At 69.0% G+C, this 21,487-nt stretch carries 22 protein-coding genes; 9 read left to right on the plus strand and 13 right to left on the minus strand.

From position 1 onward, the window contains the following. Positions 1–70: 70 nt before the first annotated feature. Complete coding sequence (locus OG496_RS18230; RefSeq protein WP_019067823.1) at positions 71–691, minus strand: heme-copper oxidase subunit III; 621 nt, start codon at positions 689–691, stop codon at positions 71–73. 157 nt (positions 692–848) lie between these two features. Between OG496_RS18230 and OG496_RS18235 the strand changes: the two genes are divergently transcribed. Then, a complete protein-coding gene (locus tag OG496_RS18235; RefSeq protein WP_366493971.1) occupies positions 849–1,250 on the plus strand; it encodes a hypothetical protein in 402 nt (133 codons plus the stop codon). Positions 1,251–1,356: 106 nt separating this feature from the next. Here OG496_RS18235 and OG496_RS18240 read toward each other — a convergent pair whose 3' ends face one another. The 4 genes from OG496_RS18240 to coxB form a co-directional block, all read right to left on the minus strand. Then, entirely contained in the window at positions 1,357–2,622 is a 1,266-nt protein-coding gene (locus OG496_RS18240) for an Ig-like domain-containing protein (RefSeq protein WP_405971594.1), read from the minus strand. 131 nt (positions 2,623–2,753) lie between these two features. Next, complete coding sequence (locus OG496_RS18245) at positions 2,754–3,152, minus strand: cytochrome c oxidase subunit 4 (protein WP_366493969.1); 399 nt, start codon at positions 3,150–3,152, stop codon at positions 2,754–2,756. Continuing rightward, positions 3,149–4,885 (minus strand): cytochrome c oxidase subunit I, encoded by a 1,737-nt coding sequence (gene ctaD / locus OG496_RS18250; protein ID WP_366493968.1) that lies wholly within the window; start codon positions 4,883–4,885, stop codon positions 3,149–3,151. The genes OG496_RS18245 and ctaD overlap by 4 nt, the downstream gene beginning before the upstream one ends. Further along, complete coding sequence (gene coxB, locus OG496_RS18255) at positions 4,882–5,841, minus strand: cytochrome c oxidase subunit II (RefSeq protein ID WP_033284151.1); 960 nt, start codon at positions 5,839–5,841, stop codon at positions 4,882–4,884. Before coxB ends, ctaD begins: the two co-directional genes overlap by 4 nt. A gap of 287 nt (positions 5,842–6,128) precedes the next feature. Between coxB and OG496_RS18260 the strand changes: the two genes are divergently transcribed. Continuing rightward, the gene (locus tag OG496_RS18260) at positions 6,129–7,496 is read left to right on the plus strand and encodes a cysteine desulfurase/sulfurtransferase TusA family protein (protein ID WP_405971595.1); all 1,368 of its coding nucleotides are present in this window, start codon (positions 6,129–6,131) and stop codon (positions 7,494–7,496) included. A 55-nt stretch (positions 7,497–7,551) separates the two neighbouring features. Here OG496_RS18260 and OG496_RS18265 read toward each other — a convergent pair whose 3' ends face one another. Further along, entirely contained in the window at positions 7,552–8,526 is a 975-nt protein-coding gene (locus OG496_RS18265) for a carbohydrate kinase family protein (protein ID WP_366493965.1), read from the minus strand. A 131-nt stretch (positions 8,527–8,657) separates the two neighbouring features. On the opposite strand from OG496_RS18265, the gene OG496_RS18270 reads away from it, so the two are divergent. Together OG496_RS18270 and OG496_RS18275 are read left to right on the plus strand one after the other, a co-directional pair. Beyond that, positions 8,658–8,891: a hypothetical protein gene (locus tag OG496_RS18270; protein ID WP_399394623.1), complete on the plus strand. Its 234-nt coding sequence runs from the start codon at positions 8,658–8,660 to the stop codon at positions 8,889–8,891. A gap of 168 nt (positions 8,892–9,059) precedes the next feature. Beyond that, positions 9,060–10,919 (plus strand): hypothetical protein, encoded by a 1,860-nt coding sequence (locus OG496_RS18275; protein WP_405971596.1) that lies wholly within the window; start codon positions 9,060–9,062, stop codon positions 10,917–10,919. A 129-nt stretch (positions 10,920–11,048) separates the two neighbouring features. Here OG496_RS18275 and OG496_RS18280 read toward each other — a convergent pair whose 3' ends face one another. Beyond that, entirely contained in the window at positions 11,049–11,405 is a 357-nt protein-coding gene (locus tag OG496_RS18280) for an iron-sulfur cluster assembly accessory protein (protein ID WP_019065032.1), read from the minus strand. A 286-nt stretch (positions 11,406–11,691) separates the two neighbouring features. On the opposite strand from OG496_RS18280, the gene nadA reads away from it, so the two are divergent. Beyond that, the gene (gene nadA / locus OG496_RS18285; RefSeq protein ID WP_405971597.1) at positions 11,692–12,876 is read left to right on the plus strand and encodes a quinolinate synthase NadA; all 1,185 of its coding nucleotides are present in this window, start codon (positions 11,692–11,694) and stop codon (positions 12,874–12,876) included. A gap of 10 nt (positions 12,877–12,886) precedes the next feature. Here the strand turns inward: nadA and OG496_RS18290 are convergent, their stop codons facing one another. From OG496_RS18290 to OG496_RS18305, 4 genes are all read right to left on the minus strand, one after another. Next, a complete protein-coding gene (locus tag OG496_RS18290; RefSeq protein WP_366493961.1) occupies positions 12,887–13,573 on the minus strand; it encodes a response regulator transcription factor in 687 nt (228 codons plus the stop codon). Further along, on the minus strand, positions 13,570–14,790 hold the full coding sequence (locus tag OG496_RS18295; protein WP_366493960.1) for a sensor histidine kinase: 1,221 nt from the start codon (positions 14,788–14,790) through the stop codon (positions 13,570–13,572). The genes OG496_RS18290 and OG496_RS18295 overlap by 4 nt, the downstream gene beginning before the upstream one ends. Before the next feature lie 374 nt (positions 14,791–15,164). Beyond that, a complete protein-coding gene (locus tag OG496_RS18300) occupies positions 15,165–15,443 on the minus strand; it encodes a PspA-associated protein PspAA (RefSeq protein ID WP_399394628.1) in 279 nt (92 codons plus the stop codon). Positions 15,444–15,465: 22 nt separating this feature from the next. After that, positions 15,466–16,260: a PspA/IM30 family protein gene (locus tag OG496_RS18305; protein ID WP_266767872.1), complete on the minus strand. Its 795-nt coding sequence runs from the start codon at positions 16,258–16,260 to the stop codon at positions 15,466–15,468. Positions 16,261–16,438: 178 nt separating this feature from the next. Here OG496_RS18305 and OG496_RS18310 point away from each other — a divergent pair, with 178 nt between their 5' ends. The 3 genes from OG496_RS18310 (at position 16,439) to OG496_RS18320 (ending at position 19,111) form a co-directional block, all read left to right on the plus strand. Next, positions 16,439–17,140, plus strand: a complete 702-nt coding sequence (locus OG496_RS18310; protein WP_366493958.1) for a DUF3043 domain-containing protein — start codon at positions 16,439–16,441, stop codon at positions 17,138–17,140. Positions 17,141–17,223: 83 nt separating this feature from the next. Further along, positions 17,224–17,925 carry a class I SAM-dependent methyltransferase gene (locus OG496_RS18315; protein WP_366493957.1) on the plus strand — a complete coding sequence of 234 codons (702 nt, stop codon included), beginning with the start codon at positions 17,224–17,226 and terminating at the stop codon, positions 17,923–17,925. A 76-nt stretch (positions 17,926–18,001) separates the two neighbouring features. After that, positions 18,002–19,111: a S1C family serine protease gene (locus OG496_RS18320; protein ID WP_405971598.1), complete on the plus strand. Its 1,110-nt coding sequence runs from the start codon at positions 18,002–18,004 to the stop codon at positions 19,109–19,111. 82 nt (positions 19,112–19,193) lie between these two features. Here OG496_RS18320 and OG496_RS18325 read toward each other — a convergent pair whose 3' ends face one another. Then, the gene (locus OG496_RS18325) at positions 19,194–19,406 is read right to left on the minus strand and encodes a hypothetical protein (RefSeq protein ID WP_366493954.1); all 213 of its coding nucleotides are present in this window, start codon (positions 19,404–19,406) and stop codon (positions 19,194–19,196) included. A gap of 235 nt (positions 19,407–19,641) precedes the next feature. Between OG496_RS18325 and OG496_RS18330 the strand changes: the two genes are divergently transcribed. Continuing rightward, the gene (locus OG496_RS18330) at positions 19,642–20,844 is read left to right on the plus strand and encodes a bifunctional adenosylcobinamide kinase/adenosylcobinamide-phosphate guanylyltransferase (RefSeq protein WP_405971599.1); all 1,203 of its coding nucleotides are present in this window, start codon (positions 19,642–19,644) and stop codon (positions 20,842–20,844) included. On the opposite strand, the gene OG496_RS18335 is transcribed toward OG496_RS18330, so the two are convergent. Beyond that, positions 20,841–21,389, minus strand: a complete 549-nt coding sequence (locus tag OG496_RS18335) for a methyltransferase domain-containing protein (protein ID WP_405971600.1) — start codon at positions 21,387–21,389, stop codon at positions 20,841–20,843. The genes OG496_RS18330 and OG496_RS18335 overlap by 4 nt on opposite strands. Between the last annotated feature and the right edge of the window lie 98 nt (positions 21,390–21,487).

A 21,487-nucleotide genomic window follows, 5' to 3' on the forward strand; every position in this document is an offset into this window, starting at 1 on the left:
GGTGTCAGGATCTTCTGCGTCGATGCTTCTGGAATGTGCGCTTCTTGGCTGCGCGCGGGATCGGGCCCGACTACTTGATCAAGTAGATCGTGGCGAAGAGGCCGATCCAGACGACATCGACGAAGTGCCAGTAGTAGGACACGACGATGGCCGCGGTCGCCTGTTCGTGAGTGAACCTCTTCGCCGCGTAGGTACGTCCGAGGACGAACAGGAAGGCGATGAGGCCGCCCGTCACGTGCATGCCGTGGAAACCGGTGGTCAGGTAGAACACCGAGCCGTACGGGTCGGAGGACAGCGAGAGGCCGTCCTTCTTCACCAGCTCCGTGTACTCGAAGATCTGACCGCCGATGAAGATCGCACCCATCACGAACGTGATGATGAACCAGCCCCTGAGCTTCTTCACGTCCCCGCGCTCGGCGGCGAAGACGCCGAGCTGGCAGGTGAGCGAGGAGAGCACCAGGATCGTGGTGTTGGTCGCGGAGAACGGAAGGTTGAGATGGCTCGCCATCTCCTTCCAGTGATCCGGACCGGTCACCGATCGCAGGGTGAAGTACATCGCGAAGAGGGCCGCGAAGAACATCAGCTCGGAACTCAGCCAGATGATGGTTCCGACGCTGGTGAGGTTCGGCCGGTTGACCGACGGGTGCGCGTGCCCGGTTTCTACTGTCGTTGCTGTCGCCACGACCGACATTATGTCGGTCGCTTATCCCGCCCTCACTCCGGGGGGTGCCGTTCGGAGTGTCCGCAGCGTGTGTACTGCCCGTATGGCCCATCGCAGGGGTGTTCCAACAGGTGTTGACGGGGTGTTCAAGGGAGTAGCATCCGCGCAACGGACCTTGGGAGGAAGAATGCAGGCGACCGCCACGGTGCTGGTCTACAGCGATGACTCCAACACCCGCGAGCAGGTGCGGTTGGCCTCCGGCAAGCGGCCGGCATCTGACGTGCCGTTGGTCGAGTTCCTTGAGTGCGCTACGCCCGCGGCGGTTCTGAAGGAACTGGACCGGGGCGGCATCGATGTCTGTGTGTTCGACGGGGAGTCCTCGCCGATGGGTGGCATGGGGTTGTGCCGCCAGGTGAAGGACGAGATCTTCAACTGCCCGCCGGTGCTGGTGCTGATCGGGCGGCCCCAGGACGCGTGGTTGGCTACGTGGAGCCGCGCTGAGGCCGCTGTGACCCTTCCGGTGGATCCCGTTGAGTTCGCGGCCTCTCTTGCCTCTCTGCTGCGTCAGAAGCGGGCCTTGAGCGCCTAGTGGCTCGGGGCGGCCCGCAGTTTCGCGGCTGCGGGCCGGTCGTGGTTGCTCACGCCCACGCGGCGGAGCCGCGAATGTCACAGCCCCACGCCCCTGACAGGGCGCTTCACACCGACTCGGGGCGAAGTCTCGCCGCGTCCTCCGGCCTGGGACCGTCGGGCGTTCCGCCCACCAGCGCGCTGCCGCCTCGCCAGTTCTTCCAGCCGAGGTTCCAGTCGCCGAAGCCGTTGCCGAAGGGTTCCATCTCGTCGCCGTTGGAGTTGACGACCTTGACGACGTCGCCCTCGTGGACGGTGTCGAAGAACCACTCGGCGTTGCTGGTGCTCATGCCGGTGCAGCCGTGGCTGACGTTCTCGGAGCCCTGGGAGCCCACCGACCAGGGGGCGGCGTGGACGTACTCGCCGCTCCAGGTGACGCGGGTCGCGTAGTAGACGGGCAGGTCGTACGAGTCCGAGGAGCCCTCGGAGATGCCGACGGTGGTTCCGCGCATCCGTACGAAGTACTCCTTGCCCAGTACGACCTTGACGCCGTTGCGGGTCTCGAAGCCGGGCTTGCCGGTGGTGACGGGGATCTCGTTGATCTCCTCGCCGTTCCTGTAGACCGTCATCTCGTGGGACGCGGCGTCCGTCACGGCGACGATCTTGTCGCCCGTGGTGAGCTTGAGGCCCTTCGAACTGCCGCCCCACAGACGGTCGCTGATCTTCACCCCGTCGAGGTCGCTGCGGACCTGGACGGTGGCGTGGGCGGGCCAGTAGTCCTTGGGGCGGTAGTGGAGTTCCTTGTCGTCCACCCAGTGCCAGGCGCCCTCCACGGCGGGCACGGAGTCCACCCTCAGGGCGCGTTCCACGACGGCCCGCTGCGCCTTGTCCTTGACGGGCATGTTCAGTTCGGCGGTGACCGGCTGGCCGACGCCGTACTTGCCCGCGTCCGGCCCGAACTTCACGGTCAGGCTCTTCTTCGTGGTCGGCTTGCTGGTGTCGAAGGTGAGGACCTTGCGGCCGGGGGCGCCGTCCTCGTCCTCCGTGCTCACCCGGACCGTGTAGTGGGCGTTGGCGGCCAGCGGGGAGGTGCTGTGCCAGCGAGTGCCGTCGGCTGCGAGCTCGCCCGTGACGTAGCGCCCCGTGGCGTCCACGGCGGTGACATCCGTGATGCGGCCGTCGTCACCGGAGGCGGTGACGGCCAGGGGCTTGTCGGGGTCGACCTTCTTGCCCTTGCCGGACGGGCCGTTGAAGGAGATCTGCCCCGCCGCGTCGTACGGCTTGTCCGACAGCGGGTTGCCGCCGCCGGATCCGCAGGCGGTGACGCCCGCGCCGAGGGAGATCACCAGCAGGGTGCAGCTGACGACGGTGCGGGTGCGCGGAGTGTGGCTCATGAAGCCGAGGCTATGAAGCTTCGTCAGCCGCGGCGCGGTGGGTAACTCGGACGAGGGACACGCGTTGCGGCAAAAGCACGAGCCCGGACCCTCCTGACGGAGTGTCCGGGCTCGCGAGTGCTCTGCGCGTGCTACTGGGTGCGGTCTTCACCGCGGTAGTACTCGAAGACCCAGCCGTACAGGCCGATCATGATGATCGGGGCGGAGAAGTACAGCAGCCACCAGCCGATCGCGATCGACAGGAAGGCCAGTGCGCCACCGACACCGAGGGCGAGGGGCTGCCAGCTGTGCGGGCTGAAGAAGCCCACCTCGCCGGCCTCGTCCGCGACGTCGGCCTCCTTGTTGTCCTGCGCGAGCGTGTCGATCCGCCGGGCCGTGAAGCCCAGGTAGAAGCCGACCATGATGCACAGGCCGAAGGCGAGGAAGAGCGCCGTGGTACCGGCGGGCTCCTTCGACCACAGGCCGTAGACGACCGCCGTGGCGAGCACGAAGACGGCCAGCCACATGAACATCCTGCCCTGGACCTTCACTTGCCCGCCTCCTTGCCGCCAGTGAGGGCCTTGTCGCTGTGGTGCGCGTTCTCAAGCTGGTCGAGAGCGGCGATCTCCGGGTGGTGCAGGTCGAACGCCGGGGATTCGCTGCGGATCCGCGGCAGGGTGAGGAAGTTGTGCCGCGGCGGCGGGCAGGACGTCGCCCATTCGAGCGAACGGCCGTAGCCCCACGGGTCGTCGACCTCGACCTTCTTGCCGTACTTGGCCGTCTTCCACACGTTGTAGAGGAACGGCAGGATCGACAGGCCGAGCAGGAAGGAGCTGATCGTCGAGATCGTGTTCAGGGCGGTGAAGCCGTCGGCCGCGAGGTAGTCCGCGTAACGACGGGGCATGCCCTCGGCACCCAGCCAGTGCTGGACCAGGAAGGTGCCGTGGAAGCCGATGAACAGCGTCCAGAAGGTGATCTTGCCGAGGCGCTCGTCGAGCATCTTGCCGGTCATCTTCGGCCACCAGAAGTGGAAGCCGGAGAACATCGCGAACACGACGGTGCCGAAGACCACGTAGTGGAAGTGGGCGACGACGAAGTACGAGTCCGAGACGTGGAAGTCCATCGGCGGCGAGGCGAGGATGACACCGGTCAGACCACCGAAGGTGAAGGTGATGAGGAAGCCGGTGGCCCAGAGCATCGGGGTCTCGAAGGACAGGGACCCCTTCCACATCGTTCCGATCCAGTTGAAGAACTTCACGCCGGTCGGTACGGCGATGAGGAACGTCATGAAGGAGAAGAACGGCAGGAGGACTCCGCCGGTGACGTACATGTGGTGGGCCCACACCGTCACGGACAGGCCGGCGATGGAGATCGTGGCCGCGACCAGTCCCATGTAGCCGAACATCGGCTTGCGGGAGAAGACCGGGATGACCTCGGAGATGATGCCGAAGAACGGCAGCGCGATGATGTACACCTCTGGATGGCCGAAGAACCAGAAGAGGTGTTGCCACAGCAACGCACCGCCGTTGGCGGCGTCGAAGACGTGTGCCCCGAATTTCCGATCCGCCTCCAGCGCGAAGAGCGCGGCGGCGAGGACCGGGAAGGCCAGCAGAACGAGTACGGCGGTCAGCAGCACGTTCCACACGAAGATCGGCATGCGGAACATCGTCATGCCCGGTGCGCGCATGCAGATGATCGTGGTGATGAAGTTGACCGCACCGAGGATCGTGCCGAAGCCGGAGAAGGCCAGACCCATGATCCACATGTCGGCGCCGATGCCCGGCGAGCGGACCGCGTCCGAGAGTGGGGAGTAGGCGAACCAGCCGAAGTCTGCCGCACCCTGCGGGGTGAGGAAGCCACCGACCGCGATGGTCGAGCCGAACAGGTAGAGCCAGTAGGCGAACATGTTCAGCCGCGGGAACGCCACGTCGGGCGCGCCGATCTGCAGCGGCATGATCCAGTTCGTGAAACCGGCGAACAGCGGCGTCGCGAACATCAGCAGCATGATCGTGCCGTGCATCGTGAACGCCTGGTTGAACTGCTCGTTCGACAGGATCTGCAGACCCGGCCGGGCCAGTTCGGCGCGCATCAGCAGCGCCATGACGCCGCCGATCAGGAAGAACGCGAACGACGTGACCAGATACAGCGTGCCGATCGTCTTGTGGTCGGTGGTGGTGAGCCACTTGATCACGACGTTACCGGGTTGCTTGCGCCTTACCGGCAGCTCGTCCGCGTAGTGGGACTCTGCTGCCGCGGCACCCTGAGGTTCGTTGAGGATGCTCACAGGTTGTTCGTCTCCCGGTTCTTCTCGTGGCTCGTCTGCGCGATGCCAGCGGGGATGTAACCGGTCTGCCCCTTCTTGGCGAGGTCCTTGAGGTGCTGCTGGTAACGCTCCGGCGAGACGACCTTCACGTTGAACAGCATCCGGGAGTGGTCGACGCCGCAGAGCTCGGCGCACTTGCCGAGGTAGGTGCCCTCCTTGTTGGGGGTCACCTGGAAGGAGTTGGTGTGGCCCGGGACGACGTCCATCTTCATCAGGAACGGCACCACCCAGAAGTCGTGGATGACGTCACGTGAGGTGAGGACGAAGCGGACCGTCTCGCCCTTGGGGAGCCAGAGGGTCGGACCCGGGTTGCCGGTCTGCGGGTTCTTCGTGGCGGGCGTACCGACGTCGTAGACTCCGCCGGCGTTCGCCGGGAACTCCTTCTTGAACCGGTCCGGAATCGCGGCCAGGTTCTTGTCGGTCGTCGCGTCGCCACTGACACCGTCGACGTTCTCGATGTAGTTGAAGCCCCAGCTCCACTGGAAGCCCACGACGTTGACCGTCACGTCGGGCTTCTTGTCGAGGCTCAGGAGCTTCGTCTCGTCGCGGGCGGTGAAGTAGAACAACACCGAGACGATGATGAGCGGAACAACCGTGTACAGCGCCTCAATAGGCATGTTGTAACGGGTCTGCGGGGGGATCTCGACCTTGGTGCGGCTGCGCCGGTGGAACACGACGCTCCACATGATCAGGCCCCACACCAGGATGCCGACGGCGAGCGCGGCGGCCCAGGACCCCTGCCACAGGGAGAGGATCCGCGGACCCTCTTCCGTGGTCGGGGTGGGGAAACCAAGGCGAGGAAAGTCCTTGGATGTGCAACCGGTCGCGGTCGCCAGGACCAGGCCCGCAGTCATTGCCTGCAGCAGCTTCCGCCGCATCGGGCGCCGCGGCGAGCGGTCGGAGCCGTTGGGACTCACGTAGCGCCTTCCCGAGAGTCTCGCCCGCGCGGATTGGCTGCGGCCTGCCTTCACGCGGGTCGGTCGCCGCCCTGCGTCGGGCAGGGGTTTGGATGTTTATGCGGACCAAACCCTAGCCGACGCCCTCCGGGGGTTCGCGGGGAGGGTGGCATACGCGCCGGGGGTTACTCCGGGCGCCTAATAGCTCGGGGGTTGAGGTGGTTTGGGCGAGTGCGGGATGCGTTGTGGTCGCTCGCACAGTTCCCCGCGCCACTCTGAAAAGCGCAGGTCCGCTTTAACGTTGCTGTGTGTCCTACTTTGATGCCGCATCCTCCGCTCCCCTTCATCCCGTCGCGCGGCAGGCGCTGTTGGCGTCTCTGGACGACGGGTGGGCGGATCCCGCCCGGTTGTACCGGGAGGGGCGTAAGGCGCGATTGCTGCTGGACGCCGCCCGCGAGGCCGCCGCCGAGGCTGTGGGGTGCCGGGCCGACGAACTCGTCTTCACCTCCTCCGGGACCCGGGCCGTACACGCGGGGATCGCGGGGGCGTTGGCGGGGCGGCGGCGCGTCGGGCGTCACCTGATCGTGTCAGCGGTTGAACACTCTTCCGTGCTCCATTCGGCCGAGGCGCTGGTCGCGGAGGGCGGTTCGTCCACCGAGGTGCCCGTGGACCGTACGGGTGCGGTGAGCGTGGCGGCCTACGCCGACTCCCTCCGCTCGGACACCGCGCTGGCCTGCCTCCAGTCGGCCAACCACGAGGTGGGGACGGTCCAGCCGGTCGCCGAGGTGGCCGAGGCGTGCCGGGCGGTCGGGGTGCCGCTGCTGGTCGACGCGGCGCAGTCGCTGGGGTGGGGTCCGGTCGAGGGCGCGTGGTCGCTGCTCACGGCGAGCGCGCACAAGTGGGGCGGCCCGGCCGGGGTCGGTCTGCTGGTGGTACGCAAGGGCGCGCGCTTCGCACCCCAACGCCCCCTGGACGAAAGGGAGTCGGGACGCGCCGCCGGCTTCGAGAACATCCCCGCCGTAGTGGCCGCGGCCGCCTCGCTCCGCGCGGTCCGCACGGAGGCGACCCAGGAGGCGCTACGGCTGCGGGAACTGACGGAGCGGATCCGGGCGCGGGTGCCGAAGCTGGTGCCGGGCGTGGATGTGGTCGGCGATCCGGTGCGGCGACTGCCGGGGATCGTCACCTTCTCCTGTCTCTATGTCGATGGAGAGACCCTCCTCCACGAACTCGACCGCGCCGGTTTCTCCGTCTCGTCCGGTTCGTCCTGCACGAGCAGCACCCTGACGCCCAGCCATGTGCTGAAGGCGATGGGCGTGCTGAGTGAGGGGAATGTGCGGGTGTCGTTGCCACGGGGGGCGGTGGAGGAGGACGTAGAGCGTTTCCTCGCCGTACTGCCGGGGGTGGTGGCAGGGGTCCGGGAGAAGTTGGGAGCGCAGGCCCCGGTGACCGTCGTAGAAGACGACTCCCTCGTCGTGGACGCCCTCGGCAAGCGCTGCCCGATCCCGGTGATCGAGCTCGCCAAGGTCATCGGCGATGTGCCGATCGGCGGCACGGTCAAGGTCCTGTCCGACGACGAGGCGGCACGGCTGGACATCCCGGCGTGGTGCGAGATGCGGGGCCAGGAGTACCTGGGCGAGGAGGAGGGCCCGGCGTACGTGATCCGCCGGCTGAGTTGAGCGCTCCTTAAGGGGCGCGGGGAACTGCGCAACCAGCCCCCACGCACCCGACGAATCAGCCCAGGTAAACCCGAACCTCACCAGCCGCGTCATGCCCATACGCCTTGGTGAACCGGTCCATGAAGTGCACCCGCCGCAGCTGGTACTCCTGCGTACCCACCGTCTCGATGACGAGAGTCGCGAGCATGCAGCCGACCTGCGCCGCCCGCTCCAGCGAAACCCCCCACGCCAGCCCCGAGAGGAAACCCGCCCGGAACGCGTCGCCGACGCCCGTGGGGTCGGCCTTGCGCTCCTCCTCCGCGCAGCCGACCTCGATCGGGTCCATACCGACGCTCTCGATACGAACGCCGCGCGAGCCGAGCGTGGTGACGCGGTGGCCGACCTTGGAGAGGATCTCCTCGTCGCTCCAGCCGGTCTTGGACTCGATGAGTCCCTTCTCGTACTCGTTCGAGAAGAGGTACGCCGAGCCCTCCAGCAGGATGCGGATGTCGTCGCCCTCCATGCGCGCGATCTGCTGGGAGAAGTCCGCGGCGAAGGGGATGGAACGGGTACGGCACTCCTCCGTGTGGCGGAGCATCGCCTCGGGGTCGTCCGCGCCGATCAGGACCAGGTCGAGGCCGCCCACGCGGTCGGCGACGGTCTTCAGCTCGATCTGCCGGGCCTCGCTCATGGCACCGGTGTAGAAGGAGCCGATCTGGTTGTGGTCGGCGTCGGTGGTGCACACGAAGCGGGCGGTGTGCAGCGTCTCGGAGATCCGCACCGAGCCGGTGTCGACGCCGTGCCGGTCGAGCCAGTCGCGGTACTCGGCGAAGTCGGAGCCGGCGGCGCCGACCAGGATCGGCGCGGTGCCGAGCTGGCCCATGCCGAACGCGATGTTGGCGCCGACACCGCCCCGGCGTACGTCGAGGTTGTCGACCAGGAAGGAGAGCGACACCGTGTGCAGCTGGTCCGCGACCAGCTGGTCGGCGAAGCGGCCGGGGAAGGTCATGAGGTGGTCGGTGGCGATGGAGCCGGTGACTGCGATGCGCACGGCGAGGACTCTCCTGAGGGAGGCTGCGTTGACACTTCACGCTACCCGGTCCGCGCGGCGCCTCTGAAGCGGCCAAAACTACCCGATAGTAGATCTTTCTTCGCGAGGTCAAGCGTGCCTACGGTGCCGCTATGGCAAACCTCAAGGTCGACGGCCCCGTTCCGGTTCACGTTCCGGTCCACCTCGAAGGCGAGGGCGAGGCCGACCTCGCGTCGCTGCGCGGCGACTGCGCGCGGATGGCTCCCCACTGGACGGTTCCCGACCGGATCGTCGCCCTCCCGGTGTCCCCGTCGCTCATCCACGGGGTGACCGTGCCGTCGAAGTCGGCCCGCCTGCTGGACGGCATGTCGGAGTACGGCGACTGAGCGGAGTCATTCAGCAGGATCGGCGCGCTCGGGGGAACCGTGCGCTCCCCCGCTGCGTCCCATCGCTGTCCCCCGTAAAGGGGATGCGGGATACGACCTTTCCGCCTGCCCCTTTGACAGGGCCGGGTCAGGGTCAAGGGACAGTTGCGCAGCCGAAGGAGCGATGCGGTGAACACCGAGCGACCCGACAACGACGACACGACCGGCACGTCCGGTGACGTGCGGGGCGTGGGGGACGCCGCGAACGGCTCCGAGAAGGGGCCCGAGGTCGACGGCACCGGGGCCGGCGGGGAGACGGCTGGTTCTACGGCGTCCGGTGCCGAGGCCGGTCACGGTCGGCCGGACGAGACGGGGTCCACGGCATCCGGCGTAGAAACCGGCCGCTCGGAAGACGGCGAGCCGCCGGAGTCTGACGCGGAAGCCGATCGGCCGAAGGAGACCGGGCTCGCGGCATCCGGCGACGCCGAGGCGGACGGACCGGAAGTCACCGACCCCACGCCCCCCGAGGCCACCCACCCGGAGCAGCCCGCCTCCGCCGACGACACCGAACTCTCGCTGCACGAGCACTCCCCCGAAACCGACGACAGGCGCCCGGCGCGACCCCGGTCGCCCCTCGTCATCGCCTCCGTGGCCGCCGCCGTGCTGCTCGTCGGAGGGGGCGGGGCGTATCTCGCGTCGTCCTCGTCCGCTTCCGGGGGTTCGGGGGAAGGTACGGGGTCCGCGGCGTCCGGCGCCGACGGGACTCCGCCGCCGCTCGCGCTCGACGGGTACTCGTCGGGCGGTACGAGTGGGATCGCGTCCGGGGAGCCGAATCCGTACGGGGAGACGTACCGGGCCGTGGGGAGTCTGCCCGACGGGCCGCCCTCCGCCGCCGTCTACGCGCCGGAGGGCGAGGTCGGCAAGGACGCGGTGAGCCGGCTCGCGAAGGCGCTCGGGGTCGTGGGGACGCCGGTCGCCGAGGGGCAGCTCTGGAAGGTGGGCGGGCAGGACGGTACCGGGCCGAGCCTCCAGGTGAACAAGGCGGCGCCGGGCATGTGGACGTTCAACCGCTACGCACCCGGCACCGACGACTGCACCGGCGGCACCCTCAAGTGCACGCACGATCCCGGCACTTCGGCCACCGACCCGGTGAGCGCGGACGTGGCCGTGAAGGCCGCCGCCCCGATCCTCAAGGCCGTCGGCCAGGACGACGCGAAGGTCGACGCGAGCCAACTCATGGGCGCGCAGCGGGTCGTGAACGCCGAGCCGGTCATCGGCGGGCTGCCCACCCACGGGTGGACCACCGGGCTGACCGTCAGCGCCCAGGGTGAAGTGGTAGGCGGGAGCGGTGAGTTGGCGGCGCCCATGAAGGGTGACGTCTATCCCGTGCTGAGTGCGCGGAAGACGCTGGACCTGATGAACGCGGCGCCGAAGACCGACCACCGCATGGGCATCGGCGGTTGCGCCAGCCCCGTACCGCTGAAGGACCGGCTGGAGGCGCCCTGCGGGTCGTCGACCGCCTCGTCCGCTACGCCGACACAAGCCTCGACCACCGTCGAGCACGCGGTGTTCGGGCTCGCCGTGCACTCCGTGGACGGGCGGCAGACGCTGGTGCCGTCCTGGCTCTTCGAGGCGCGGGAGGCGAGCGGGCAGGACAGTTTCACCGTGACGTATCCGGCGATCGACCCGAAGTATCTGACCTCGGCCGACACGCCTACCCCTACGGCGAGTTCGACGTCCACCGCGGCGCCGCACGACATCAAGGCGGACGGTTACACGGCCGACGGGAAGAGCCTCACCGTGGCCTTCACCGGCGGGGTGTGCGCGGACTACAAGGCGTCGGCCGTGGAGACTTCGGACAAGATCACGGTCACGGTCACGGACACGCCCTGGCCGAACAAGATCTGCGTCATGATCGCCAAGATCTACCACCAGACCGTGCAGTTGAAGGCGCCGGTCGGTGACAGGTCCGTCGTGGGACCGGACGGCACGAAGATCCCCGTGGAGAAGAAGGTCGAGGTGGGGGCGGGACCCTCACTGGCCCGGTAGCCACGACCGCGAGGGCACCGAAAAGCCCGAAGGCCATGGGCACCGGAAAAGCCCGAAGGCGGCGGCCCTGTCGGAGGGGGCCGCCGCCTTCGTTCTGCTCAGTTGCCCCCTGTGGGGCTTGAACCGGGCTTAGCTGAACGAGTCGCCGCAGGCGCAGGAGCCCGTCGCGTTCGGGTTGTCGATCGTGAAGCCCTGCTTCTCGATGGTGTCGACGAAGTCGATGGAGGCGCCGCCCAGGTACGGGGCGCTCATGCGGTCGGTGACGACCTTGACACCGCCGAAGTCCTTGACGACATCGCCGTCGAGGGAGCGCTCGTCGAAGAAGAGCTGGTAACGCAGGCCGGAGCAGCCGCCGGGCTGGACGGCGACACGCAGGGCCAGATCCTCACGGCCTTCCTGGTCGAGCAGGGCCTTGACCTTCGCCGCGGCGGCGTCGGACAGAAGGATGCCGTCGGTGACGGTGCTGGTCTCGTCCGATACGGACATCTACATCTCTCCCGGGTTGTACGGAGACTGCTTGCCGACATTTCAACCGGCGTGGCCGCGGATTCATTCCGGGCCGGGCGGCGTTCTTTTCGCCTGTACCTCTTCTGCTCTCTCTTCCATGCTCGCACACACCCGCAAGGTCCCTCACTGAGTGCGTCCTGAGTGCGTCCCGGGATTGATGTCACATCGACGCTATGGCCATCGTCAAACTGACGTGAAGCGGTTATGATAGATAACGTCAATTCGACGAAAAGGCTTGTCCGTCAGAACAGAAAGGGTGCGTGTCGTGACCACCGCCCAGACCCAGGAGCTCGACGTTCAGCCGACGCCCCTCGCCCTGCTCCTGCTCGGCCGCGAGGCCGACCCGACGAGCGAGCGCGGCGTCGAGTGCCCCGGCGACCTGCCCTCGCCGTCCGACCCGGACCTGGTCGAGCGGGCCCGCGCGGCCAAGGAGAAGCTCGGCGACAAGGTCTTCGTGCTCGGCCACCACTACCAGCGCGACGAGGTCATCCAGTTCGCCGACGTCACGGGCGACTCCTTCAAGCTGGCCCGGGACGCGGCCGCGCGCCCGGAGGCCGAGTACATCGTGTTCTGCGGTGTGCACTTCATGGCGGAGTCCGCGGACATCCTGACCGGCGACGACCAGAAGGTCGTCCTCCCCGATCTCGCCGCCGGCTGCTCGATGGCCGACATGGCCACCGCCGAGCAGGTCGCCGAGTGCTGGGACGTGCTGACCGAGGCCGGCATAGCCGAGCAGGTCGTGCCCGTGTCGTACATGAACTCGTCCGCCGACATCAAGGCGTTCACGGGCAAACACGGCGGCACGATCTGCACCTCGTCGAACGCCGAGCGGGCCCTTGAGTGGGCCTTCGAGCAGGGCGAGAAGGTCCTGTTCCTGCCCGACCAGCACCTGGGCCGCAACACGGCCGTCCGCGACCTTGGCCTGAGCCTCGACGACTGCGTGCTCTACAACCCGCACAAGCCCAACGGGGGCCTCACCGTTGAGCAGTTGAGGGCCGCGAAGATGATCCTGTGGCGCGGCCACTGCTCGGTGCACGGCCGCTTCTCGCTGGAGTCCGTCGAGGACGTCCGCGCCCGCATCCCCGGCGTCAACGTCCTCGTGCACCCCGAGTGCAAGCACGAGGTCGTGAGCGCGGCGGACTACGTCGGCTCAACTGAGTACATCATCAAGGCACTTGAGGCGGCCCCGGCCGGTTCCAAGTGGGCCATCGGCACCGAGCTGAATCTCGTACGACGGCTCGCGAACCGTTTCGCCCCCGAGGGCAAGGAGATCGTCTTCCTCGACAAGACGGTCTGCTTCTGCTCGACGATGAACCGCATCGACCTCCCCCACCTGGTCTGGACCCTGGAGTCCCTCGCCGAGGGCAACCTGGTCAACCGCATCGAGGTGGACAAGGAGACGGAGACGTTCGCCAAGCTGGCGCTGGAGCGGATGCTGGCGCTGCCGTAGGCCGGCCGGGCTATTCCACCCGCGGCCGGACCAGGCCCGACTCGTAGGCGATGACGACGAGTTGGGCCCGGTCGCGGGCGCCGAGTTTGGACATGGCGCGGTTGACGTGGGTCTTCACCGTCAGGGGGCTGACCTCCAGGCGTTCGGCGATCTCGTCGTTCGAGAGGCCGCCGGCGACCTGGACGAGGACCTCGCGTTCGCGGACGGTGAGGGCGTCGAGGCGTTCGGCTCGGGCGGGGTCTCGGTCGTCGTCGAGGTCGCCGCCCTGGGCGAGGAAGCGGGCGATCAGGCCCTTGGTCGCCACGGGGGAGAGCAGTGCTTCTCCGGCCGCCGCGACCCTGATCGCGCTGAGGAGTTCCTCCGGTTCCGAGCCCTTGCCGAGGAAGCCGGACGCGCCCGCGCGCAGGGACTGGACCACGTAGTCGTCGACCTCGAAGGTCGTCAGTATGACCACGCGGACGTGGGCCAGGGACGGGTCCGCGCTGATCATGCGGGTCGCGGCGAGGCCGTCCGTGCCGGGCATCCGGATGTCCATCAGCACGACGTCGGCCCGCTCCTCCTTCGCCAGCCGTACGGCCTGAGCGCCGTCCGAGGCCTCTCCTACGACCTCCATGTCGGGCTCCGAGTCGACGAGTACGCGGAAGGCGCTGCGCAGCAGGGCCTGGTCGTCGGCGAGCAGGACACGGATCGTCGTCATACGGGGTCCCCCGAGGCGCGTGGGCGGGTCTTGACCGGCAGGATCGCATGCACGCGGAAGCCGCCTCCGTACCGGGGACCGGTGGTGAGGGTGCCGCGCAGGGCGGTGACGCGCTCGCGCATGCCGAGCAGGCCGTGGCCGCCGCCGGAGTCGGGGTCGTGGTCCTCGCCGGAGCCGTTGTCGAGGACGGTGACCTCCACGTTCGGGCCGACGCGGACGACACTGACCTCCGCCTTCGCCTCCGTGCCGGCGTGTTTCTGCACGTTGGTGAGGGCTTCCTGGATGACGCGGTAGGCGGCCAGGTCGACGGCTGCGGGGAGGGTGGTGCCGTTGTCGGCGCGGGCGACCTCGACCTGGAGGCCGGCGCTGCGGAAGGTGCCCGCGAGTTCTTCCAGGCGGTCGAGTCCCGGGGCCGGTTCGGTGGGTGCCTCGGGGTCGCCGGACTGGCGCAACAGGCCGACGGTGGCGCGGAGTTCGTTGAGCGCGGACCGGCTCGCCTCGCGTACGTGCGCGAGGGCCTCCTTGGCCTGGTCCGGCCGCTTGTCCATGACGTGCGCGGCGACTCCGGCCTGGACGTTGACCAGGGCGATGTGGTGCGCGACCACGTCGTGCAGGTCGCGGGCGATGCGGAGCCGTTCCTCGGCGACCCGGCGGCGGGCCTCCTCCTCGCGGGTGCGTTCGGCCCGTTCGGCGCGCTCGCGTATGGCGTGCACGAATTCCTTACGGCTGCGTACGGCGTCGCCGGCGGCGGCGGCCATGCCGGTCCAGGCGAAGATGCCGAGGTTCTCCTGGGCGTACCACGGGAGGGGGCCACCGAGCATCGCGGCGCCGGTCAGCACGGTCATCGTGAGCAGGGCGACACGCCAGGTCGTCGAGCGGTCGGTGGTGACGGCGACGGTGAACAGGGCGACCACCGCCGACATCGCGACCGGGGCGCGCGGGTCACTGGTGACGCTCTCGATGAGGGACGCGGTGGAGGTGACGGCGAGCACCAGCATGGGGGCGCGGCGGCGTTTGACCAGCGCGGCGGCGCCGACCGCCATGAGGATCAGGCTGAGGGGGGCGGGGGTGCGGAGGCCCCAGCTCACCCCGTTGTCCCCGTGGGGGTCGACGAAGGATCCGGCGACCATGCAGACGAGCACCGCGGCGGCGAGGGCCGCGTCCAAGGCGGAGGGGTGCGCGTTCGCTTGGCAGCGGGCGCGGTCCAAGGTGCTCATTCTGGCAACGGTACGGGGTCCCTGCCGGGGGCGGAACGGGGGTCAGCTGTACGTTCGCTGTGCCTGTGCGGGGTGTTGGGGTGGGCGCAGCCGGGGGCTGCGCCCCCCAGACCCCGCTTCGGCCTGAACGGCCTCGTCCTCAAACGCCGGACGGGCTGAAAACGCGGGCCTGTGCTGGGAAGGTGCCGCCTCGTCCGGAGACGCCGGACCAACTGAAATGGCCGACCTGCGCTGAAAAGTGCGGCCCCTCCAAGCGCCGCCCCCAGCAGGTGGGTGGGGGCTTGGGACGGCTCCGCCTCGTCAGCAGACGCCAGACCGGCTGGGTTTGCCGGCCCGCGCTGAAAAGTGCCGCCTCTCCGAACGCTGCCCCGGAACTACCCCGGGATCAAGCCGTCGTCGCTCAGCAGGTCCCGGACCTCCTCCAGGGTTGCGTCCTCGGCCGGGAGGATCAGCTCGGACGGTTCCAGGGAGTCGTCCGGCAAGGGCTCGCCCAGTTCTCGGACCTTTGCCAGGAGGGCCTGGAGGGTTTGGCGGAAGGCTGGGACGTCGCCGCTCTGGACCTCCGTGAGGAGGACGTTGTCCAACTTGTTCAGCTCGGTGAGGTGGCTGTCGGCCAGCCTCACCTGCCCCTCCCCCATGATCCGTACGATCATGTCGCCCTCCTCAGGCGTGGGCCTACTGCTTGTCGAAACGCGGGGTGTCCTGCGGCTGCTGGGGCTGCGCCTTGTCGGTGCCGCCTTCGATCGCCTGCTGTGAAGCGGACGAACCGCCGGCCAGCTCCGCCTTCATGCGCTGGAGTTCCAGCTCTACATCCGTACCACCGGACAGGCGTTCCAGCTCGGCCTGGATGTCGTCCTTGGCCATGCCGGTCGGGTCGTCCAGGGCGCCGGAGGCGAGGAGCTCGTCGATCGCGCCCGCGCGGGCCTGGAGCTGCTGGGTCTTGTCCTCGGCACGCTGGATCGCCAGGCCGACGTCGCCCATCTCCTCGGAGATGCCGCTGAAGGCCTCGCCGATCCGGGTCTGTGCCTGGGCCGCCGTGTACGTGGCCTTGATGGTCTCCTTCTTCGTACGGAAGGCGTCCACCTTGGCCTGGAGGCGCTGGGCCGCGAGGGTGAGCTTCTCCTCCTCGCCCTGGAGAGTCGTGTGCTGCGTCTCCAGGTCCGTCACCTGCTGCTGGAGCGCCGCGCGGCGCGAGAGCGCCTCGCGGGCCAGGTCCTCGCGGCCGAGGGCGAGCGCCTTGCGGCCCTGGTCCTCCAGCTTCGAGGACTGCGACTGCAGCTGGTTGAGCTGGAGCTCCAGACGCTTGCGGGAGGTGGCGACGTCGGCCACTCCCCGGCGCACCTTCTGAAGCAGCTCCAGCTGCTTCTGGTACGAGTAATCGAGGGTTTCGCGCGGGTCCTCGGCCCGGTCAAGGGCCTTGTTCGCCTTCGCGCGGAAGATCATCCCCATACGCTTCATGACACCGCTCATGGGCTTCGCGCGCCCCCTTCTGACGGACTCCAGCTCCAGCGACTGCAACAGAACCCACAGTACGGGCCCTGCATCCATTACCGCACTGTTCGGGGACGGATGCGCTCATCCCCAAGGACGACTGACCGCGGTCCTGATCCGGCGTAAGGAGTAGGTGCTCCCCTGGTAGGACCCGCTCATGACGTCCTTCTCTGTCCCCCTACAGACGAGCGGTGTTGCCGGATCGTTCCCCACAGGGCTGGGGTCCAACCCCATTCACCCCTTACCCTTGGGTTTTGTGTTCCGTAGCCGCGCCAAGGAAGAGAAGGCAGCGTCCACCGACAAGGTGTCGCTGACCGACTCCACAATGCCCCGAGACCCTCAGGCCCCGAAGGGTCGGCCCACGCCCAAGCGCAGTGAGTCACAGACTCAGCGCCGCAGCGTCGCCAACACCTCGACGACGCGCAAGGACGCCTCCAAGCGCCAGCGCGACGAGCGGCGCACGCAGATGGAGAGGCAGCGCCAGGCGCTGTCCGGCCGTGGCAACGAGCGGGATCTGCCCCTCCGTGACAGGGGTCCGATCCGCAAGTTCGGGCGTGACTACATCGACTCGCGCATCAACATCGCCGAGTTCTTCCTGCCGCTGGCCGTGGTGATCCTCGTGCTCAGCGTGGTGCAGGTCCCCGCGTTGCAGAACATCGCGCTGCTGCTGTGGCTCGTGGTGATCGTGCTGATCGTGGTCGACTCCTTCTGGAGCGTGTTCCGGCTGCGCAAGCTGCTCGCCGAGCGCTTCCCGGGCCAGAACACGAAGGGCACGGTCTGGTACTCCATGATGCGCTCCCTCCAGATGCGTCGACTCCGGCTGCCGAAGCCGCAGGTCAAGCGCGGAGAGCGGCCCTGAGCGCGGACTCCTTCACCGGGGGCACGGCGGACGCCTGGCTGAGCAGGCTGGGCGGGCTGCGGAATGTCGTACGGCAGGAGCTGGTGGCCCGGCAGCTCGACGAGCAGATAGCCGGCCGGTATCCGGTCGGACAGCGGTTGCGGGTGCTCGACGTCGGGATGGGCCAGGGCACGCAGGCGCTGCGGCTGGCCCGGGCCGGGCATCAGGTGACCGGGCTCGAACAGGAACCGAAGATGGTCGCCGCGGCCCGTGAGGCGCTGTCCGGCGAGCCCGAGGGCATCCGGGAGCGGGTGCGGATCATCGAGGGCGACGGCCGGGACACGGGCGTGCACTTCCTGCCGGGCAGTTTCGACGTCGTGCTCTGTCATGGCGTACTCATGTACGTGTCCGAGCCCGATCCGCTGCTCGCGGGTCTCGCGCGGATGCTCGCGCCGGGCGGGCTGCTGTCGCTGCTCGTGCGGAACGCCGACGCGCTGGCGATGCGGCCCGGGCTGTCCTGGGACTGGGCGTCCACGGCGGCCGCGTTCGACTCGGCCGCGTACCGCAACCGGCTCGGTGTCGACGCGCGGGCGGACCGGCTGGACACCCTGACGGCGACGCTGGCGGGGATCGGGGCGCCGCTGCAGTCCTGGTACGGCGTGCGGGTCTTCACCGACACGGCTCCGGAAGGGGCCGAGATCCCGGCGGACGTCGAGCCGCTGCTGGCCGCCGAGGAGCGGGCCGGGCGGACCGATCCGTACCGGGCGGTGGCCGCGCTGCTGCATCTGTGCGGCGTGCGGGGCTGAGCGCGCCCCTCCCCCTAGGGGCCCGTTCGGGTCAGCAGTACAAGCCGGATATTCACCCCAAAGAGACACTCGCGGTATGGACTCCTCCCCTACCCGTACTCGTACCCGTGCCCTGCGGCCGGTCGCTCTCCTCGCCGGTCTCGCCTGTTCGCTCGCGCTGGTCGCCGGATGTTCCGACTCCGGGGCCGCGTCGTCCTCGTCGGCCTCCTCGAAGAAGGACGGCTCGACCACGCAGGCCGCCGAGGCCGCCGTACCGATGTCCGGTGACGACCTGCAGAGCGACTACCTGAAGGTGATCAAGGAGGTCCTGCCGTCGGTCGTGCAGATCCAGGCCAGCAGTGATCTGGGGTCGGGGGTCGTGTACGACGACCAGGGGCACATCGTCACCAACGCGCACGTCGTCGGGGACGAGAAGACCTTCAAGGTGACCACCGCGAACAGCGAGGACGTGCTCACCGCCAAGCTCGTGTACTCGTATCCCGCGCAGGACCTGGCCGTCGTCAAGCTGGACAAGGTGCCGGACGGGCTGAAGGCGGCGACCTTCGCGGACTCCTCCAAGGTCCAGGTGGGGCAGATCGTCCTCGCCATGGGTTCGCCGCTGGGACTGTCGTCCAGCGTGACACAGGGCATCGTGTCGGCGACCGGACGGACCGTCAGCGAGGGCAGCACCGGGGGCGGTACGGGCGCGACCATCGCCAACATGGTGCAGACCTCGGCCGCGATCAACCCCGGCAACAGCGGGGGCGCGCTCGTCGATCTGAACGGGCAGGTCGTCGGCATCCCGACCCTCGCCGCGACCGACCCGAGCTTCGGGGGCGGTGCCGCGCCCGGTATCGGGTTCGCGATCCCGTCCTCGATGGTGAAGACGGTCGCCGACCAGATCGTCAAGGACGGCAAGGTCACCGACTCGGGGCGGGCCGCGCTCGGGATCACCGCCCGCACGGTCGTCGACGACAGTTACCAGGCCGCCGGGGTCGCCGTGGTCGAGGTGAAGAGCGGTGGGGCCGCCGCCGAGGCCGGCATCCGGGCCGGGGACATCATCACGCGGCTCGGTGACACGGGCATCACCACGATCACCTCGCTGTCGGAGGCGCTGGCCGCCGACAAGCCGGGGCAGAAGACGACGGTGACGTACTCGCGGAACGGGGCGTCGAAGAAGGTCGATGTGACGCTGGGCGAGCAGTAGCCCGGCTCAGTTCAGTTCAGGAACGAGGTGGGGGCGGCCGGTGTTTCTCCGGCCGCCCCCGACCTCTTTGGCCCACGACGGGCTACGCGTCCTCGGCGTGCAGGCTCATCGGCCCGTAGATCTGTGTGCCGTCCTCGAAAAGGAACACCTGGTCCGCGCCGCCTGCGACGAGTTCCTTCCAGATCTCGCCGAGCCAGGACTCCGCGTCGCCCTGTGTGGTGAACTCCTCCGGCTGTACCGCCGGTTCGACCTCGGTCCCGTCGGACTTCTCGAACCGCCAGATCCATGCCGCCATGTACGCCTCCAAGGTCTCAGCGCATGCAGAGCAGAAGCCGGATCTTGGTCCGGCTTCTGCTGAGCAGCCTATTCGCTCCGCTGGGTCAGTGGGGGGTGAGCTGCGGATATTCCGGTCGGGTGCGGGTCCGGTGGGGGCTGGGCGCGCCCCGCGGCGGAGCCGCGAATGTCACAGCCCCGTGCCCCTTGGGGGTCCAGGATGGGCATGTTCATTGGTGAGCGGTGAAAATCGATCCGTGGAACTCACTCTGCTCGGCACCGGTGCTCCCGCGGGGCTTCCCCGCCTCGATTGCCCCTGCGCGGCCTGTGCCGTGTCGCTCGGGGTCGATGCGCGGGCTGCTACCGCCGTGCTCGTGGACGGGACGCTGTTGCTCGATCTGACGCCCGGGGCCGCCTTCGCCGCGGCTCGGGCCGGGCATTCGCTCGGCGGGGTGCGGCAGGTGTTGTTGTCGCATCCGCATGACGGGCCCGCTGTGGAGGTGCCGGCGGGGCTGCCGCAGCCGGGGCGCGTGCCGGACGGGCGGGAGCTGGCGTTGTTGACGGGGCATCGAGTGCGGGCGGTGGCGATGGACGGGCCCGGTACCGGGTACGCCGTCACCGGGCCCGACGGGCAGCGGATGCTGTATCTGCCGCCGGGGGGTGCGCCGGCCGGGCTGGAGGAGGGGGCCGTGCCGTCGTACGACATGGTGCTCGCCGATGTCGTGGGGCGGCCGGATGCGCTGGCCAAGCTGCGTGCCGTCGGGGCGATGGGGCCCGCGACCGACGTCATCGCCGTCCATCTCGATCACGATGTGGCGCCGGGGGCCGAGTTGGCGCGGCGGCTGGCCGCCGTGGGGGCGCGTGCCGTGCCGGACGGGACGACGTTGACCGTGGGGGTGTACGAGGACGTACCCGATGTGCCGCGGCGGACGCTGGTGCTGGGCGGGGCGCGGTCCGGGAAGTCGGTCGAGGCGGAGCGGCGGCTGGAGGCCTTCCCGGACGTGCTGTACGTCGCGACCGGCGGCTCGCGCAACGGGGACACCGAGTGGGCCTCCCGGGTCTCGACGCACCGGGAGCGGCGGCCGGGGTCGTGGCGTACGGCGGAGACGTGCGACCTGGTGCCGTTGCTCGCCGAGGACGGGCCGCCGTTGCTCATCGACTGTCTGTCGCTGTGGCTGACGGACGCCATGGACTCCGCGGGGGCGTGGGACGACACGGAGTGGGGGGACGGCGGGGAGAAGCAACTCCGGGAGCGGGTACGGGAGTTGACCGCTGCCGTGCGTGCCACGCGGCGGACCCTGGTCGCCGTGTCCAACGAGGTCGGCTCGGGGATCGTGCCGGCGACCGCGTCCGGGCGCCGGTACCGGGACGAACTCGGGCGGTTGAACGCCGCGATCGCCGGTGAGTGCGAGCACGTGTTGCTGGTGGTGGCGGGGCAGGCGCTCGCCTTGCGCGGCTAGGGCCGCTGTTTCTGGAGCTGCTGTTTTCTGCGGGCGATCAGGCGTTGCGGGGGCGGGAGCCGGTCCTGGAAGCCCCGGTGTTCGGTGACCAACTCGCAGCTGTGGGGCTCCAGTTGGGTGCGGAGGTCGTCCGGGCGGCCTTCCAGGAGGAGGAGGCCGCCGGGGCGCAGGACCGTGAGGGCGGCGCGGAGTTCGGCGTCGGGGTCGGAGGCCGGTGAGCGGTCGCGCAGGAGGCTCACGACGTCGTAGCGGGACTGGAGGGCGGTCGTGATGTGCGGGTCCGTGAGGTGGCCGGCGTAGGCCTCCTCGATGCGTTCGGCGGCGCGGGCGCGGACGACTCGGGGGGTGGGGTCGAGGCCGTCGAAGGAGGTGTACGGGAAGAGGGCCTTCGCCGTTTCCGGGAAGTGGGCGTCGCCGGTGCCGACGTCGAGCCAGCTCTCCGGTTCGGGGAGGAGCCGGAGGATCGCGCGGGCCAGCGCGCGGTGGCGGCGGCGCGCGTCGAGGGTGCTGACGCGCGTGCTGACGCGGGTGCGCAGGCTGTTCATGGGCGGCTCCCGGAGACGTACGACAAAACGGTGCAAAGCGATACGTACGGGATCTAGATCTTGAGGGCAAGGACGTCCGGGGCGCGTGGTGGCCATGT

Source organism: Streptomyces sp. NBC_00988 (genome assembly GCF_045162645.1).
In the GTDB taxonomy this organism is placed as follows: domain Bacteria; phylum Actinomycetota; class Actinomycetes; order Streptomycetales; family Streptomycetaceae; genus Streptomyces.